This is a genomic window from Clostridium sp., assembly GCF_036569345.1.
Classification (GTDB): Bacteria; Bacillota; Clostridia; order Clostridiales; family Clostridiaceae; genus Clostridium_AD.
Map to the genome: position 1 here is coordinate 1 of NZ_DATCQT010000190.1, position 16,842 is coordinate 16,842.

Below are 16,842 nucleotides of genomic sequence, written 5' to 3' on the forward strand. Positions count from 1 at the left end.
GTTACAATTGAGTTGTTAAACATTTATGTTTTCTCCTTAGTTATGTTTTGTGTAGTGACTTAATTATAACAGGAGAATGCATAGATGTTTTTCTTTTTTTGATATATGGAAATTGGTGGAATCATTTTCGCTCATTTATAGCTAATACAATCTACTACTTCACATGTACAAAGTTCGGAATTCTTTAAAATACCCTCTTTATTTAAATCATTAAGCTTTTTTATGAACTGTTCACTACCATAAGCCTTATTAATAAACTGAACTCCATATCTATATATACCTCTATCTATTTCTTCTTTTCTTACAATATAACCATAAAAAGCAGTACTTACTTGTTCAATAATCAACTTAAACTCAATAACCATAACATCACTTACTGGAAGATTTAAACTAAACAGAAACTTAAGACCACCCGAGCTGATATTTTCTACACAAATATTACCCTTTCCTGTAGTAACTATTTTATTATTAAATTTAACAATAGAAATTTGCGTACAAATCGGTGTTTTACATTCGATTCTAACAGATTTTCTAATATCTCTTGTTTCCATAAAATACCTTCCCTTCTTAATGGAAATATATTATTGCGTGAAAGTTTTATTGAAATATTTATCTTATTTTCATAATTATACCATATAAATATGTAATAACTCTTATTTTAATATAGAATTAGCTAACATAATTTATCCATTAGGCTACCCAATTAAAAATACAAAGGGAGTTCACTTTACTCAGTGAACTCCCTTTAGTATTTTCAATAGCAAATTCCTATTGTGTCTTATCTGTTGTGGATATATCATTTAATTTTATAACCTTCTTTGAAAATCCTTTACCTAATATAAATGGCATGTAATTGTTAATTACATAAATTATTGGAATCATGACTAACATAGTTACTCCAACATGTATTATACCATTCAGTGCTATTATATATGATTTCTGACTAGTTAGAAAACTAATAGGCGTTATTAATTTATCTATAATAGGATATAGTATCATTTGATGGATCGCCATAAATATTATACTATTTTTACCTACATATATTAATATCCTCAATTTTGGTAATAATCTGCAAAATATTAATGATGCCATAATTCCACAAAAGGCTGCCATAAAGAATAAAAAATAATTACCATATCTACTAGCTGCCATGTCCACATTAGTATTTAAATAACGAATATTTAGATGTCCTAAAAGTACATTAGCAATTAAAAATAGAATTAAATATTTTATATTCACAAGTCTTTCTACTTTGTTTTCTATCCCTTTAATTAAATAACCCATTCCATAAAATACTACAGCAATAAAAGCTACATCGATACTCCAAGGTAATGGTTTTTTAATATAAATGTTGTAAAAGACTCCTATAATTGCACAAACTACTAAACCGACAATAATTTTCTTTTTATCATTTTTAGAATATTTTACTATTAAGAAAAATATTAATTCAGACATAAACAAACAAACTATAAACCACAGTGTTCCATTGTGCAAAGTACCATTGTTATATCTTAATGGTATGAGTGTCCCAATGAGTGATTGTAAAGGACTAACATTTTGTTTGTTATTTGCTACAAAAAAATATATATACTCTATAAAAGAAAAACAAAAATATGGTATACCTATCGTTATAAATCTCTTTTTAAAAAAAGCTTTGAAATTATTATATTTTACGTTTGAAAATAAGTATCCCGACACAAAGAAAAATAATGGCAAATGAAAGGTGTATATCTCTGCACGAATACGCAATGAAATGGGGGCATGTCCAAACATAACTAATATCATTGCAAATCCCTTTGCCATGTCAATCCAATTCAACCTTTTTATTTTCATGCTAATTAATTCCTCCTATTTATTTCTTATTTACAATATAATCTATATTACGACAATATAAACTATATTATAACAATATAGTTTACATTTTATCATATAATAGAGAGGAGTAATAACTAATTTAAGATGATTTACACGACCTGCTACCTATTACACAACAGTATTAGCGACTTCTCTTAAATTTCCACCCAATTCCCATTATTTATTACGAAACTACGTAAAAAAAGTCTAGCAATTACGCTAGACTTTTCTTATTATAAATTCTTTTCGTATGCTTCAACCATTTTTTTAACCATTTGTCCGCCTACTGAACACAGCCTTTTATTCATACTTTTCTAAAGTAATAAGGTCTAAAGTTTATAAAGATATCTTTTCAATACAATCCTCAAGCCAGTTTATATAAGCCTTTTCTCTCATAATAGCACCATTTAAAACAATATAATCACCGAAATTAGGAGAAGATACCTTTAATACAGCTTTTTTCTTCAAGAGTTCTTCCATACATTTTTCTAGATATTGTAATTTATAAGAATGTTTGTTTAATCCGCTTTGAAATTGTCTTAATAAAGTATCATTATCCATTTCATCGCAAAAATATGCTTTAAGCCTGAAAATATCTTTAGGGGTTGGTTCTAAAGGTTCATCTTTTGCAAGCCATTTTTGCAAACAGGTCTTTCCCTTTTCAGTTATAGTATATAATTTTTTTTCTAGCTTTTCACCTTGGATGATAATTTCGTATGAAAGTAGATCTTCATCAGTTAGTTTCTTTAATTCCGGATAAATTTGACTATGTTTTGCATACCAAAAATCAACTAGTCCATTATTAAATTCTTTTGCTATATCATAGCCTGTTAATGGCTTTCTGTTAATTAATCCTAAAATTGCGTATTTTAAAATTCTCATATAGTAACACCTCATTCTTTGTAATTATTATTTTACCATTACTAAGCTTAAAATAAAATACTATTATAACAAACATGTATACATTGACATGTTTAAGTATAAATAATATAATACATATTAAAGCTTGGCATAGTTAAACATTGCTTAACATTTAATTTAGGAGGTTTTCCATGAATAAATATAAAAAATTATTTGAACCAATTAATATAGGAAAATGTGAAATAAAAAATCGTTTTGCATTAGCACCAATGGGTCCGCTTGGACTAGCTGATAGTGAAGGTGGATTTAATCAAAGAGGAATTGATTATTATACTGAGAGAGCAAAAGGTGGCACAGGTCTAATTATTACGGGTGTTACTTTTGTGGATAACAAAGTCGAAGAACATGGTATGCCAAATTGCCCATGTTCTACATATAACCCAGTTCAATTTGTTAGAACAGGAAAAGAAATGACTGAAAGAATACATGCATATAATGCAAAAGTGTTTCTTCAAATGTCAGGTGGATTTGGTAGAGTTACTATCCCTACTAACCTTGGAGAATTTCCACCAATTGCACCATCGCCAATTCAGCACAGATGGCTGGATAAAACTTGTCGAGAAATAACAATAGACGAAATTAAATCTATTGTTAAAAAGTTTGGAGATGGTGCTTATAATGCAAAAAGAGCTGGCTTTGATGGAATAGAAATTCATGCCGTTCATGAAGGATATCTTATAGACCAGTTTGCTATGTCATTATTTAATCATAGAACTGATGAATATGGTGGAAGCTTAGATAATAGGCTTCGTTTTGCCCGTGAAATAGTTCAAGAAATTAAGAAAAGATGTGGGGAAGATTTCCCTGTAGTTCTTAGGTATTCACCAAAGAGTTTTATTAAAGATCTCAGAGACGGAGCACTTCCTGGCGAAGTGTTTGTTGAAAAAGGTAGAGACCTTGAAGAAGGAATTAAAGCTGCTAAACTACTTGTTTCCTATGGATACGATTCTTTAGACACCGATGTTGGATCTTACGATTCATGGTGGTGGAGTCATCCACCAATGTATCAAGATAAGGGATTATATAGACCATATGCTAAATTAATGAAAGAAACAGTAGACGTACCTATTATGTGTGCGGGAAGAATGGACAACCCAGATATGGCTCTGGAGGCTATTGAAAATGGGACTTGTGATATTATAAGTCTTGGTAGACCATTACTTGCAGATCCTGATTATGTAAATAAATTAAGAAGTAGCAATTGCAAATCAATCAGGCCTTGCATTTCATGCCAAGAAGGATGTATGGGACGTATTCAGCATTATTCAATGATTAACTGTGCTGTTAATCCTCAAGCATGTAGGGAAAAAGATAATGCACTTACACCAATATTGAAGAAGAAAAAAGTTTTAATAGTTGGCGGTGGAGTAGCCGGATGTGAAGCAGCAAGAGTTTTGACCCTTAGAGGTCATGAGGCAATTATTTATGAGAAGAATAATAGATTAGGTGGAAATCTTATACCAGGTGGAGTACCCGACTTTAAAGAAGATGATATTGCTTTAGCTAATTGGTATGAAAATACATTAAAAGAATTAAAGGTTCATGTTAATTTAAATATCGAAGTTACAAAAGAACAAATTTTAAATGCTAATTTCGATAGTGTAATAATCGCCACAGGATCTACTCCAAAAGTATTTCCTCTGGGAGATGATAAAAAAGTATTTACAGCAGTAGATGTTTTACTTGGAAAGAAAGACTGTAAGAGTACAACAGTTGTAGTTGGTGGTGGCCTAGTTGGATGTGAAACTGCTCTATACCTTGCTAAAAAAGGTAAAAATGTAACTATTGTAGAGGCTCTAAATAAATTACTTGCATTGAATGGACCCTTATGTTCTGCGAATAGTGAAATGCTTGAGAAATTAATTCCATTCAATAATATTGATGTAAAAACAGATTCAAAGGTGAAAGCATATAAAGATGGAATGCTTGAAATTGAAACAAAAGATGGAATTGAGAAGATTGAATGTGATTCAGTAATACTTTCTGTAGGATACAAAGAGGAAAATTATTTATATAAAGAACTAGAATTTGAAGTCCCAGAAATCTATCTTTTAGGAGACGCACGAAAGGTTTCTAATATCATGTATGGTATTTGGGATGCTTATGAAGTTGCAAACCATATATAATTAAGCAGAACTTAGTTTCAAAGGTTTAATGATTAATTATAAAAACCTCACAAATTTGAATACTCATTTGTTCAACAGTTTGAGTAAAACAATAACTTCCAATTTATATTGCGACCTCAAGGGGCGTAAAAATAATTGGAAGTTATTGTTTGTTAATCATTATTTTTAATATTCTAGTGTTTTAAAATAGCGCCTTCCAATGCAGAAGAAACTTGCTGCGCATATCGCGGTAACACTCCTCTACCACACTCTTTTGTTACATAAGTCCATTTTGATCTTCTAATTTCCATTTCTTCTTCAGAAACTTCTAACATCATAATTTCCTTTTTAAGATTTATTTTTATTATATCTCCATCCTTAACTAATGCTATAGGTCCACATTCGGCAGCTTCAGGACAAATGTATCCAACACTTAATCCACCACTTGCTCCAGAAAAACGTCCATCTGTAATTACTGCAGTATTTGGTATTTTTTTAAGTATCTCTGTTACGCGATGTAATTCTCTCATTCCTGGTCCACCTTTAGGACCTTCATATCTTACAACAACTATGTGTCCCGGTTTAATTTTTCCATCCTTATAAGCCTTATGACACTCTTCTTCACTATTGAACACAATGCTTTTTCCTACAAAATCTCTCTGCTCTTTAGGAACTGCAGAGGTCTTAACTAAAGCACCATTTGGAGCTAAATTTCCATAAAGAATTTGTATACCATCGGCCGCTTGTATTGGGTTATTAAAAGCTCTTATTACATTTCTATCCCCGTCTTTTGCTTCTTCAATAATTTGTCCTATATTCTTTCCATCTACTGTAATAGCCTCTAACTTTAAAAGTGATTTTAGCTCACGTAGTACTGAAGGTATTCCTCCGCCGCGGTTAAGATCAACCACTGTTTGATTACCATTAGGAGTTATACCACAAAGCACGGGAGTCTTAGAACTAATTTCTGAAAAATCACTCCAAGGCAGCTTTAGTTCTAGTTCTGCTGCTAGTGCTGGTAAATGTAAAAATGCATTTAAAGAACCACCTACTGCAGTTAGTAACACTATTGCATTATGCAGTGCTTCCTTCGTCATTATTTTTCTTGGTGTTATACCCTCTTCTACCAGTCTCATGATTTCAATTCCTGAATTTCTTGCAGCAAATCTTCTAAAACTTGAACCAGCAGGTATTAAACTAGTCCCAGCTAACATCATTCCAAGGGCTTCAGTTAATGCATTCATTGTATTAGCTGTGCCTAAGAATGGGCATATACCAGGGCCCGTATAATATTTCAAAGTACCTTCAATTAGTTCACGTTCAGTTATTTCACCACTTAAAAACTTAGAGCGTAAATCCTTTGACTCATTAGGTGTAATCTCTGGAACACTTGGCCCAGAAGTAACTATAGTAGTAGGAATATTTATACGTGCTGCTGCTTGAAGCATAGCTGGAGTGATTTTATCACATCCAGTTAGCATAACCATTCCATCAAATATTCCTTCTCCAACTACCATTGCCTCAACAGAATCTGCAATTATTTCTCTATGAGGTAAACAATATTTCATACCCGGATGTCCTTGTGCAATACCATCACACATAGCTATGGTATTAAATTCAATAGGTTGTCCACCTGCTTCATAAACACCTTTTTTAACTTCTTCTGCCAGCTTTCTTAAAGGTTCATGTCCTGGACAAACCTCATTCCAGCTGTTGCAAATAGCGATCAATGGCTTTTTATCTAATGCATCTATCGATATCCCTGCTGAAGCAAGATGAGCCTTTGAAATTGCTCTTTGAAATGGTTCCAATTTATCAATTGCTCTTTGTATCATATTTTATCCCTCCATAATCTCTAAGATAATACTTACACTATCTATTCTGTAAAATTAGCATTAGGTTCTACTTCAAGTTGTTTTTTCTTCTTTATTACTTCAATATAAATCCATATCGCTATAAATACTACAATGAATATAGGTAAATTTATAAATACATTACCTGTAAATACTTTATATACTATGAAACTAAGAGTTAAACTTGTTGCAGCAAAGGAGGAAATAAGTGCACCAGCTGCAAGAGACAAGTCTATACCAGAAGATTTTGCTAAGTTGGTCATATCGTGTGCAGAGTTAGTACCCGCTAATAGTATTGCACCCATACATGCTAAACCAATAATAATATTCTTAAGTATATTTCCATCAGTTAGTGCAACTACCAATGCTATTCTAAAAGGTACTACTGCTAAATCCGCAAAAGGTAATACTCTGTTACCTGGAAGAATTACAGCTAGTGCAATTGTTAAAGGTATTATTATTAATGAGGTAGTAATAACCTCTGAATTTCCTACAACTACGGCAGCATCAAGTCCTATTAAGAACTTTCTTCCTTTAAATTTTTCTTTTGTTAGTTTTTTTGCAGCTTCTGAAATTGGCATTAATCCTTCCATGAATAAAGATGTCATTTTAGGAATAAGTACCATTACAGCGGCCATGTTAACTGCTACAGTAAGTATCTTAGTTATATCATATTTGGCTAAGGCTCCTATAACTCCGCCTAGAATAAGTCCCATCATCATTGGTTCTCCGAAAAGTCCTAGATATTTTTTTGCGTCTTTAGCCTGAAATGTTATTTTATTTATACCAGGTATTTTGTCTAAAAGCCAATTTAAAGGTACTGCTATAATTAGAGAAGAAAGGGCTGATACTGTTGGCAGTGACACTCCAGGAAGTTCAAAATATCCACTTACAAGATGTTCTGACCAATCTGACATTTTAAATACAACTATACCCATTGTCACAGTTGCAGCTATTCCGAGTCCAATATTTTTTGTAACAAAATAAGTCATTACACCAACAATAGCCATATGGTGATAATTCCATATATCAACGTCTAAAGTGTTGGTCTTCCTAAGAACAAGCATTACAACATTAGTAATTAATACTGAAAATATTAAGATTGGAATTATTGGTGATGACCAGGTTATAGCTGCTATCGCACCCCAACCTACATCTAATACGTCTAATTTTATTCCAAAGTTTTTAACCATTGCTTGTGCAGCTGGACCTAAATTTGATGATAAAAGACCTATTATTAATTTAATACCTGCAAACCCTATTCCTATTGTTAACCCGGATCTAAAAGCTTTTGCAGGTTTAACCCTAAATATAAGTCCTATAAAAAACATAATTACTGGCAACATTACTGTTGGACCTGCCTTTAGTAAAACATTAAAAATACTATAAATCATTAATGAACCCCCTTAACTTAAGATTATTTTAAAACGTTTACTATTTCTTCTAATGTTTCTTCTTCCCCTACACCAGTTAGTAGAGATATCGCCCCTATTACTTTAATATCTATTTCAGATGCATCAAATTTACCTGTAGTTACTAATAAATCATAATCTGAAACCTTTGATTGCACTTCTAAAAGTTTACATTGAGATACTGTTACAGCCACACCTTGTTCTTCACATATTTCTCTAATTTTAATTGCAACTACCGTCGATGTCGCAATTCCATTTCCACAAGCTACTAATACTCTTTTCATTTTAAATTCCTCCATTTATGTTATATTTATTATTTGATTAAATATGGTTCTAATTTATTCATAACTTCCTCAATAGAAGTCGCATTAATTATTGCTTTTAATACCTCTGGCTTTTTTATAAGCTTAACTATTTTCTGTAACATTTCAATATGCCCATGAGGTTCATTTAGGGCCAGCATAATTATAATCTGTACATTTAACTTTATATCAGGATCTTCCATTGAGCTAAATTCTACTGGATTTCTAAGAATTCCTATAGCTAAAGCTGCTTTATTTACTAACATATGATTTGCATGAGGTATAGCTATTTTAATATCTAATGATGGTAGTGCTGTAGGATATTCTTTCTCTCTATCTAAAATAGCTTGCTGATACCCTTCTTTTACATAACCCTTTTCATATAGCTTTGAGGATAAGAATTTTAATGCTTCCACATTATTTGCGAATTCTAAATCACTAAACACTAGGTCTTTTTCAAAATATAATTCTGAACTCATTTATTCATCCCCTACTCTATCTTTTTTTCAAATTCGCCTACTGATTTTATTAATCCCTCAAGGTTTTCATTGATTATATCTTCTTTATTGAATATACCTGATCCTATTCCGAGAAAATCAACACCACTGTTTAAAAATTCTTTTGCATTGTCTTTTGTAACCCCGCCAACAGCCATCAGTGGCAAATCTCCAAGTGGTGCCTTTACCCCATTAAAAAATTTCATGCCACAACTTATAGCCGGAAATACTTTAATTATATCTGCTCCATCCTTAAAAGATTTATAGATTTCTGTTGGAGTCATAGTTCCTGGAACTGATATTACTGAGTGTTTCTTACATAAATCAATTATTTCCTTAGTAAGCATAACTGGAGAAAGAATAAATTTTGCTCCTGCCTTAATCGCGTCCGTCGCTTGCTCTAAAGTAATTACAGTACCAGCACCTATAAGTATTGTGCTTCCAAACTCACTTGTTAGTTTACTTATCATATCTAATGCACTGGGAGTGTTCATTGTAATTTCTACTGCTTTTATACTACTTCCAGCTAATGCTTTCATTACTGTTCTTGCCTGTGAAAAATTGTATCCACGCAAAATAATAGTAATCTTGGGGAAGTTTTTAATGTCCATTTTTCTACCTCCTTAGTATTACTATTATATAGAGCAATTTAAATGCCAATTATTTGGATGTTATTGTATTCTCAAACAAAATCTCCATAATTTCTTCTTTATCTTTAGCTTCCTTTATCTTCGCAAGCGCTTCACTACTGGAGATTACCCTATAGAATTGTTCAAAATATTCCTTTGAATTTTCTTTTAAAGCAATAAGGCAAATTAAATCCACATCATTTACTCCGTCCCAACTTATGGGTTTGGCGAGCTTTGTAATTACTATGGTTGGTTTCGTAACAAACTTGCCATCTCCATGTGGAATAGCTATTCCGCCCTTTAAATATGTGGCCCCTAACGTCTCTCTTTTATATACGCTTAGCAAGAAACCGTCTTCTACATAAGTAGCTTCTACCAATGCACCTATCATATCGTCTAAAACTTCATCTTTATATTTGTAACTTTTATTAATAGTTATCATTTCAGGTTGAATTACTTCAGATAGGTTATTAATTAATAATTTTTCATTATTAATTAATTTCTTAAGCCTTCCAATCGCTTTACCTGTTACTAGTTGTTCTACTGAAATAAAAGGTACTTCTTTAAATTCAGGGTTTATAGTTCCTACAATTGCTAAAATTTCTTTATACTTTGAAATTTTTTCAATAGTTGCTGTAATATCCATGTTATTTATATACCCTATGGGAATGATATCAATATCCTTAATACTTTCACTTAATGAATTTTCGATATATTCTTTTACTTTTTTAGCAGATCCTTCACCTGTTATACATACCGTAATTATAGCTTTAGACATATTCGTCCCTTCTATATTGGAACCTCTAGAGAAATTATCTTTTTTGACTATCCCATCTGCAACGCTATCTAAAGTATATTCAGGCAGCAGTGCACGCCTAACACATTCTAAAACCATTAAGGTATCCACTCTGGAAATTACTCTTGTTGCTATTCCTGTTTTTTCAGTAATTATATCTCCGAATGTTGTTAAGGAACCCATGTCTACCAATAAAACGCAACCTTTACCTTGGTTGACCTTTTGAACAAGTTTAATACTTTTTTCAAGCATTATATCAGGAGAATCACTCAGATCCATCTCTAGTCCTACTGCTTGATTTACTCCCAGCAACCTATTAGCCACTTCTGCCATTCCGCTGGCTACTCTACCATGAGATAATACTATTACTCCAACCCTTCCCTCATTTATATCATTTTTCTGTTGAAAGTGTTTTAAGTATAAAGCAATAAATCCGATTTCATCATCTGGTAAATTAATTTTTAACTCATTATTAATTAATATCGCCATCTTTGTGGCAACATTATATTCCTTTTTATATTTATCCTTAACCATTTGTAAATTAGGATTAACTACGTTTCGGCCATTTAATAACCTATCATAAGTGGAACTTAAATGAATTGCTAGTGGATAAATTATTTTTTTCTGCAGTCCATTTATATGTACTTTTGCTAATTTGTAAATATCCTCTGTAATTTTAAAAATATCTGATCCAATTATATTAACAAGCTCTTGTTTATTTGTAGTTGCTGAATTTATAAAAGATGCAACCCTCGTAAGCTCTCCCTCCACCTGTTGACCAATCACCTTGTTAATATTCTTATCACTATAGCCCTCTGTTTTTAGTTCCTTGTATCTATCCTCTATGAATTGATATATATTGTTTTTTTCCATAGAATTATTTTCATCCCTGTATAGTATTTCTACTCCTGTGGGGGACGCTATTATATCTTTGCAAATATACTTTTCAAGTTTTTCATCTTTTTTGTTTAAATTTAGAACCTGCTCTTTTATATAATCGGGTACATGCTGGAAGGTAACCTTAACCTTTTCCTTATTGTTAAGAGTAGAATATAAAAAACCTTTCGCACAACAAACCTGAATATCACTTTTTAGTTGACCTATATTTCCTGGACAATCATAGGTCATAAAGGATTTAATAACATCTCTTCCAATAAAAATATTTTTACCTATTCTAATACTTTCATTTCTAAAGAAACTCTTTATTATATTAAATCTTTCATTATATGCCCTAGTACTAATGGATGGTATTTCAATTATCATAGGTATTCTTCTTCTAAAAGTTAAAAGTAATGAGTTCTCCGGACTTTCAGTAGTTGCTGCAATAATCATTAACTTACTTTCCCTCGATATCTCTGTTTCCCCTAGCCTTCTGAATTTACCTTTATCAAGCAAATAAAAAAGTATTTCTTGACCTTCTTTTGGAAGCCTATGAATTTCGTCGAGAAACAATATTCCTCCTTGACATAACTCAACGACCCCCTTTTTCAAATCATTAGCACCTGTAAACGCACCCTTTGCATGTCCAAATAACTGTGACAACAATAATTGTGGATTATCAGCATAATCAGCACAATTAAATACCATAAAAGGTGATTCCGCGGTAAAGTTTTTTGTGGTTTTCGCAAAAGCATACATTATTTCAGCTATATAACTTTTCCCCACACCTGATGGTCCAAGAAGTAAAGTATGAAGACCTTTTGGCGGATATAAAATTGCTGCCTTAGCTTGATTAACCAGAATTTTTAGGCTACCTTCATATCCTATTAATAACTCGAAAGGATCAATTTTCTTTTCTTTAATTAATTTTTCATTACAATTGATTTCATTTTCAATGGTTAACTTATTAACCTCCTTATCTAAAAAGCTACTAGCCTCTTTTCTAATATTAGAAGCTGCAAACCGTTCAATTCTATAACCTTTGATATTGAGCTCTTTTGTAAAGTTTCTATCTGACATTTTTTTATCCTTTTTTAAAATTTCCAACGCATCCTTAATTATTAACTCTTTTCTCCGTTGCCTTGAATCCTCAATGCATTGCTCTTTTCTGTATTCTGTAACAGTTTCCCTTAGAATTTTAAGCTGTTTTGAAATAGCTTCATCGGTATATGGGTTTTTCTTATCTTCATAATTTATTATCTCCATAATCTTAAGTTCCATATTTATCATCTGTACTACCTCCCAGTAACCCTACATTAGTCTCTTTCATACTTATTATTCCTATAATTATAATTCACTTCATATTATAGCAGATTAATTTAATTTACAATCGGTAACTTATTCCTTACATCTACAGACATTTAAAAACCTAGTTATGAACCCTATATGGATAGTGAATTTACAAGGTATGAGAACAAATTTTGTAGAATTAGCATTGACAGTTTAAATTTCTAGTGCTAGTATGCAAGTATACTAGTGATAAAAATTAAAAAATTTATAATATAAAGGAAAATTTAATTATGAATCTTGAATTGTTAGAAAAGAAATCTTTTGACTCTATAAAAAATTATACTTATATAGTATTAAGAAATAATATTATTGATCTTAATATTAAGCCAGGAGAAACAATCTCTGAAAATGAAATTGCAAATATACTTAATGTGAGTAGAACCCCAGTTAGGGAAGCTTTTGCAAAATTAGTTTCTGAGGAATTGTTAGAAATTTTCCCTCAAAAGGGTACTCAAGTTTCTTATATTGACTTAAAACGTGCTGAAGAAGCAAGATTTATGAGATTAAAACTTGAAGAAGCAGTTGTACAACTGGCCTGTGAAGATTTTCCCAAAGATTATCTATTTGAATTGGAATTTAATATCAATCAACAGGAGTTTTGCATAGCTAAAAAAAATTATATAGCAGCTCTAGAGTTAGATAATTTATTTCATGAACTTATTTTCAAAGGGTGTGGGAAAGAACGAATTTGGAATACAATTCATTATATGAATGGAGATTTCGATCGTATAAGAGCACTTAATTTAATATCTACTAAGAACATGGATATTGTTGTTGATCAACATAAAAGAATTATGAATGCAATTAAAAATAAAGATTACGCGCTAGGTATAAAAGTAGTTAATGAACATTTAACAAAAGTAAACGATGACAAAATAATTTTGATAGGTCAGTATCCAGCATATTTTAGATAGTCATTATAAAATAAATATGAAGGTGTTTATACTTCTAATATTTATTTGTTTCAACTTGTATGCAAGTATACTTTGGATACAAAAATATTAAATACTAATTATTTATAATTTTATATTTTCATCAACAAAATTATAACAAATATGAGGAGGAAAAATTAATGAAAATGACATTAAGATGGTTTGGTAGCAAACATGATTCAGTTACACTTAAACAAATAAGACAAATTCCGGGTGTTACAGGTGTTATTACAACGCTTTACGATATCCCAGCAGGAAAAGTATGGCCACTAGAAAATATTTTGAAATTAAAAGAAGAAGTTGAAGCAAGTGGATTAAAAATAGAAGGAATCGAAAGTGTAAACATTCACGATTCTATTAAAATAGGACTACCTGAAAGAGAACAATTTATTGAAGATTATATTAAGACATTAGAGAACTTGGGAAAAGCAGGTATTAATATGGTTTGTTATAACTTTATGCCTGTATTTGATTGGACTCGTTCAGATCTTGCTAAAATGAGATCAGATGGCTCTACTGTTTTATCATATGATCAAGATTTAATAGATAAAATTGATCCTGAGAAAATGTTCGAACAAATTGATAAAAATAGTAATGGATTTGTAATGCCCGGTTGGGAGCCAGAAAGATTAGAATATGTAAAAGAATTATTTGAAAAATACAAAGATGTTAATAATGAGAAATTATTTGATAACCTTGTATACTTTTTAAATAAAATTCGTCCAGTTTGTGAAAAGTATAATATAATGATGGCGATTCATCCAGATGACCCTTCATGGCCTGTATTTAATTTGCCAAGAATTATAAATACTAAAGAAAATATCTTAAAACTCTTAAATACAGTAGATGCAAAATTTAATGGACTTACATTATGTACAGGCTCCCTGGGATCAAACCCTAATAATGATCTTTGCGATATAATTCGTAGCGTTAAGGGAAGAATTCATTTTGCTCATGTACGTAACATAATTTATATTGCAAAAGGTAAATTTGATGAAGCAGCCCATTTGTCGACAGATGGTTCATTAGATATGTATGAAATAATCAAAGCGTTACATGAAACTTCCTTTGATGGACCTGTACGTCCTGACCATGGCCGTGCTATTTGGGGTGAAGTTGCAATGCCAGGATACGGTTTATATGATCGAGCACTGGGTGCTACCTATTTAAATGGACTTATAGAGGCAGTTGAAAAATCAAGTAAAACTAAATAGTAGAAAAATTTAAATACAAGGCGGTAATGATTTGAGACTTAGACAAGAAGAATTAAAAAATAAAAAGCTTTGGGAAGATAGCGGTTTTGAACTACCTAAATTTGATCGAAATAAAATGATAAAAGATACTAAAGAAAATCCTGAATGGGTACATTTTGGCGCAGGTAATATATTCAGGGCTTTCCCAGCAGCCGTTTGCCAAGATTTATTAAATAGAGGAATATTAAATACAGGGATAATAGTTGCCGTGCGTTATGACACGGAAACAATTGAAAAAAGTTATAAAAAATTTGATAATTTAAATATACTTGTAACTTTAAAAACTGATGGTAGCTTAGAAAAAAAAGTAATAGGAAGTATTGCAGAATTACTAAGTATAGATACAAATAATTTAAATGACTGGAATAGATTAAAAGAAATCTTTAGAGCTTCATCTTTAAAAATGGTTTCTTTTACAATTACAGAAAAAGGTTATAATTTAATAAATGAAAACGGAGAATTTTTAAAAGATGTATATAAAGATTTTAATAATGAACCAACAAAAGCTTCAAGTTATATGGGCAAACTTACAGCTTTATGTTATGAAAGATTTAAAAATGGAAAATTACCTTTAACTTTGGTTAGCATGGATAATTGCTCTCATAATGGCACAAAGCTCATGAATGCTATTACTGAATTTGCAAAACATTGGACTGAGAATAAACTAGTAGAACCTGGATTTTTAACTTATATAACAGAAAACATATCTTATCCATGGACTATGATAGATAAAATTACACCAAGACCAGCCGAATCTGTTATAAATATCTTAAATGATATTGGGTTTGAAGATACAGAAGTAATTAAGACTTCAAAAAACACATATATTGCACCCTTTGTTAATGCTGAAGAACCTCAGTATTTAGTTATTGAAGATAATTTTAAAAATGGTCGTCTTCCACTTGAAAAAGGCGGCATTATGTTTGCTGATAAAGAGACTGTAGATAAAGTAGAAAAAATGAAAGTTTGTACTTGTTTAAACCCTCTTCATACAGCATTAGCTATATATGGATGTCTACTTTCTTACACTAAAATATCAGAGGAAATGAAAGATAAAGAGCTTGTAACACTAATAGAAAATATAGGGTACAAAGAGGGATTACCTGTTGTTGTAAACCCAGGAATTATATCACCGAAAGACTTTATAGATGAAGTAATGAAGGTACGCTTGCCAAATCCATTTATGCCAGATACACCGCAAAGAATTGTTAGCGATACTTCACAAAAATTAGGTATACGTTTTGGTGAGACCATTAAAGCATACACTGAAAATCCTGACTTGGATGCTAAAAAACTAACATTTATACCCCTCGCTGTAGCAGGATGGTGTCGTTATTTAATGGCAATAGATGATGAAGGAAATTCATTTGAATTAAGCCCTGATCCTATGCTTTCATCATTAACTCAAATAATAGCTGATATTAAACTTAATAGTGTTCAAAATATTCATGAGACTTTAATTAAAATTTTATCTAATAAGTCGATCTTTGGTGTTGATTTATATGAAGTAGGATTGGGTGAAAAAATTGAATCTTACTTTAGTGAATTAATTGCTGGAAAAGGTGCAATTCGTTCTACCTTAAAAAAATATTGCAGCTTACATGGCTTTATTTGAACCTAATTCCTAAGGCCATTGTTCATAATTTCAACAAATAAAAGGTATAGCAAAATTTTGCTATACCTTTAAACTTATAATATAATCTATATATTTACTATCCTTTAACTATAACTAACATCATCTTAAATTTCTCATTAGCAATTAATCCATGAGGAATGTTAGCTGGCATCAATATCATTTCACCCTCTGAAACTTTAACAGGCTCATTATCTCCTACTGTTATCGTTACCTGTCCTTCTGTTACATATACTAAGGCATCTCCAGGTGCTGAATGTGTACTTATTTCTTCTCCTTTATCAAAAGCAAATAGTGATATATTAACGTTACTTGTCTGTGTTAGTGTTTTACTCACAACTTGTTTCTCTACGTATAATACCTCTTCTTTTAGTCCTAATGCTTTTGCAACCTCAATATTTTTGAAAAATTTTGCATTCATATTTA

At 31.1% G+C, this 16,842-nt stretch carries 15 protein-coding genes; 4 read left to right on the forward strand and 11 right to left on the reverse strand.

What is annotated here, in order from left to right:
* Window positions 1-131: 131 nt before the first annotated feature.
* The 4 genes from VIM70_RS20140 to VIM70_RS20150 all read right to left on the reverse strand — a co-directional run bounded on the left by VIM70_RS20140 (window position 132) and on the right by VIM70_RS20150 (window position 2,736).
* Complete coding sequence (locus VIM70_RS20140) at window positions 132-551, reverse strand: PilZ domain-containing protein (protein ID WP_331947572.1); 420 nt, start codon at window positions 549-551, stop codon at window positions 132-134.
* 217 nt (window positions 552-768) lie between these two features.
* Complete coding sequence (locus tag VIM70_RS20145) at window positions 769-1,833, reverse strand: acyltransferase family protein (RefSeq protein WP_331947573.1); 1,065 nt, start codon at window positions 1,831-1,833, stop codon at window positions 769-771.
* A 254-nt stretch (window positions 1,834-2,087) separates the two neighbouring features.
* The gene (locus VIM70_RS23490) at window positions 2,088-2,162 is read right to left on the reverse strand and encodes a small, acid-soluble spore protein, alpha/beta type (RefSeq protein ID WP_414648732.1); all 75 of its coding nucleotides are present in this window, start codon (window positions 2,160-2,162) and stop codon (window positions 2,088-2,090) included.
* Window positions 2,163-2,190: 28 nt separating this feature from the next.
* Window positions 2,191-2,736, reverse strand: a complete 546-nt coding sequence (locus tag VIM70_RS20150; protein ID WP_331947574.1) for a PadR family transcriptional regulator — start codon at window positions 2,734-2,736, stop codon at window positions 2,191-2,193.
* A gap of 170 nt (window positions 2,737-2,906) precedes the next feature.
* On the opposite strand from VIM70_RS20150, the gene VIM70_RS20155 reads away from it, so the two are divergent.
* Window positions 2,907-4,901 carry an FAD-dependent oxidoreductase gene (locus VIM70_RS20155; RefSeq protein WP_331947575.1) on the forward strand — a complete coding sequence of 665 codons (1,995 nt, stop codon included), beginning with the start codon at window positions 2,907-2,909 and terminating at the stop codon, window positions 4,899-4,901.
* Window positions 4,902-5,074: 173 nt separating this feature from the next.
* On the opposite strand, the gene ilvD is transcribed toward VIM70_RS20155, so the two are convergent.
* Genes ilvD through VIM70_RS20185 form a run of 6 tightly spaced genes read right to left on the reverse strand, consistent with a single transcriptional unit; the run spans window position 5,075 to window position 12,538 of the window.
* On the reverse strand, window positions 5,075-6,715 hold the full coding sequence (gene ilvD / locus VIM70_RS20160; RefSeq protein WP_333783853.1) for a dihydroxy-acid dehydratase: 1,641 nt from the start codon (window positions 6,713-6,715) through the stop codon (window positions 5,075-5,077).
* 41 nt (window positions 6,716-6,756) lie between these two features.
* Window positions 6,757-8,127, reverse strand: coding sequence for a PTS galactitol transporter subunit IIC (locus VIM70_RS20165; RefSeq protein ID WP_331947576.1), 1,371 nt, complete (start codon window positions 8,125-8,127; stop codon window positions 6,757-6,759).
* Window positions 8,128-8,150: 23 nt separating this feature from the next.
* Window positions 8,151-8,429, reverse strand: coding sequence for a PTS sugar transporter subunit IIB (locus VIM70_RS20170; RefSeq protein WP_331947577.1), 279 nt, complete (start codon window positions 8,427-8,429; stop codon window positions 8,151-8,153).
* A 29-nt stretch (window positions 8,430-8,458) separates the two neighbouring features.
* Window positions 8,459-8,926 carry a PTS sugar transporter subunit IIA gene (locus VIM70_RS20175; protein ID WP_331947578.1) on the reverse strand — a complete coding sequence of 156 codons (468 nt, stop codon included), beginning with the start codon at window positions 8,924-8,926 and terminating at the stop codon, window positions 8,459-8,461.
* An 11-nt stretch (window positions 8,927-8,937) separates the two neighbouring features.
* Window positions 8,938-9,555, reverse strand: a complete 618-nt coding sequence (locus VIM70_RS20180; RefSeq protein ID WP_331947579.1) for a bifunctional 4-hydroxy-2-oxoglutarate aldolase/2-dehydro-3-deoxy-phosphogluconate aldolase — start codon at window positions 9,553-9,555, stop codon at window positions 8,938-8,940.
* 49 nt (window positions 9,556-9,604) lie between these two features.
* Window positions 9,605-12,538 (reverse strand): sigma 54-interacting transcriptional regulator, encoded by a 2,934-nt coding sequence (locus VIM70_RS20185; protein ID WP_331947580.1) that lies wholly within the window; start codon window positions 12,536-12,538, stop codon window positions 9,605-9,607.
* 290 nt (window positions 12,539-12,828) lie between these two features.
* Here VIM70_RS20185 and VIM70_RS20190 point away from each other — a divergent pair, with 290 nt between their 5' ends.
* From VIM70_RS20190 to VIM70_RS20200, 3 genes are all read left to right on the forward strand, one after another.
* A complete protein-coding gene (locus VIM70_RS20190) occupies window positions 12,829-13,512 on the forward strand; it encodes a GntR family transcriptional regulator (RefSeq protein ID WP_331947581.1) in 684 nt (227 codons plus the stop codon).
* 158 nt (window positions 13,513-13,670) lie between these two features.
* Window positions 13,671-14,744 (forward strand): mannonate dehydratase, encoded by a 1,074-nt coding sequence (uxuA, locus tag VIM70_RS20195; RefSeq protein ID WP_331947582.1) that lies wholly within the window; start codon window positions 13,671-13,673, stop codon window positions 14,742-14,744.
* 31 nt (window positions 14,745-14,775) lie between these two features.
* A complete protein-coding gene (locus VIM70_RS20200) occupies window positions 14,776-16,398 on the forward strand; it encodes a mannitol dehydrogenase family protein (protein WP_331947583.1) in 1,623 nt (540 codons plus the stop codon).
* Between the two features lie 97 nt (window positions 16,399-16,495).
* Here the strand turns inward: VIM70_RS20200 and VIM70_RS20205 are convergent, their stop codons facing one another.
* On the reverse strand, window positions 16,496-16,837 hold the full coding sequence (locus tag VIM70_RS20205; RefSeq protein ID WP_331947584.1) for a cupin domain-containing protein: 342 nt from the start codon (window positions 16,835-16,837) through the stop codon (window positions 16,496-16,498).
* Window positions 16,838-16,842 lie beyond the last annotated feature (5 nt).

Coding starts and splice junctions, on each gene's coding strand:
- VIM70_RS20175 (WP_331947578.1), bottom strand. CDS start 8,926: ATGAGTTCAGAATTATATTTTGAAAAAGACCTAGTGTTTAGTGATTTA.
- VIM70_RS20165 (WP_331947576.1), bottom strand. CDS start 8,127: ATGATTTATAGTATTTTTAATGTTTTACTAAAGGCAGGTCCAACAGTA.
- VIM70_RS20180 (WP_331947579.1), bottom strand. CDS start 9,555: ATGGACATTAAAAACTTCCCCAAGATTACTATTATTTTGCGTGGATAC.
- VIM70_RS20155 (WP_331947575.1), top strand. CDS start 2,907: ATGAATAAATATAAAAAATTATTTGAACCAATTAATATAGGAAAATGT.
- VIM70_RS20205 (WP_331947584.1), bottom strand. CDS start 16,837: ATGAATGCAAAATTTTTCAAAAATATTGAGGTTGCAAAAGCATTAGGA.
- VIM70_RS20145 (WP_331947573.1), bottom strand. CDS start 1,833: ATGAAAATAAAAAGGTTGAATTGGATTGACATGGCAAAGGGATTTGCA.
- VIM70_RS20190 (WP_331947581.1), top strand. CDS start 12,829: ATGAATCTTGAATTGTTAGAAAAGAAATCTTTTGACTCTATAAAAAAT.
- VIM70_RS20140 (WP_331947572.1), bottom strand. CDS start 551: ATGGAAACAAGAGATATTAGAAAATCTGTTAGAATCGAATGTAAAACA.
- uxuA (WP_331947582.1), top strand. CDS start 13,671: ATGAAAATGACATTAAGATGGTTTGGTAGCAAACATGATTCAGTTACA.
- ilvD (WP_333783853.1), bottom strand. CDS start 6,715: ATGATACAAAGAGCAATTGATAAATTGGAACCATTTCAAAGAGCAATT.
- VIM70_RS20170 (WP_331947577.1), bottom strand. CDS start 8,429: ATGAAAAGAGTATTAGTAGCTTGTGGAAATGGAATTGCGACATCGACG.
- VIM70_RS20150 (WP_331947574.1), bottom strand. CDS start 2,736: ATGAGAATTTTAAAATACGCAATTTTAGGATTAATTAACAGAAAGCCA.
- VIM70_RS20185 (WP_331947580.1), bottom strand. CDS start 12,538: ATGATAAATATGGAACTTAAGATTATGGAGATAATAAATTATGAAGAT.